General features: G+C 40.6%; 1 protein-coding gene. It reads right to left on the bottom strand.

What is annotated here, in order from left to right; translation table 11 throughout:
• Positions 1 to 343, bottom strand: a 343-nt coding sequence (locus Tanf_RS16685) for a hypothetical protein (RefSeq protein WP_211346881.1), incomplete at its 3' end; no start/stop codon positions are given.
• Between the last annotated feature and the right edge of the window lie 233 nt (positions 344 to 576).

The raw sequence follows: 576 nt of genomic DNA, 5'->3' as shown, positions 1-576 counted from the left end.
CATCAAAGGTATACGACATATATAAATACAAATGATACAAAGACTGAATTAAAGGAACTTTTTGAGCCGATGGTGATTCAAAACGTTTTTTCATGTCATCAATGGCAAAATGCTCAGGCAGCATTTTAGGCAAGACGAAGTGGGAAGACGTCGATTGTTCCGCACACTTTGCCATATGCTCGAAATGAGTTATCAGTTTCTGATTGAGACGCTCAAAGTATTGAAAGGTTTTAGGGGCAGAGGTTGCCAAGGATTGAATCTTCTGAACGCCTTTTGCATAGGCATGAAACGTCAACCAATCTTTTTTACTGGCTCTCGGGGACTGTCCCTGTCTCTTATACACATCTTACCAGCTAAAATGGTTGAAAAATACCGTGCAATCGTAAACAAGTAATTACGACTTGTCATGCTAAGAAAAAGCCCGCTTGATGCGGGCTTTTTTTATGGCCGAAAAAAATACTCAGGCCTGGGCATTATTCGTTAGCAAAAGGCTTATATCAGTTCAATCTCAATATCTGTTAAAGGGATGACGCTGCAAGTCAGGATGTCCTTTCCTTCCGTTTCATACACGGTATC

Source organism: Tannerella forsythia (assembly GCF_001006485.1).
GTDB lineage: Bacteria > Bacteroidota > Bacteroidia > Bacteroidales > Tannerellaceae > Tannerella > Tannerella forsythia.
This window is presented reverse-complemented; position numbering and strand designations above follow the sequence as displayed.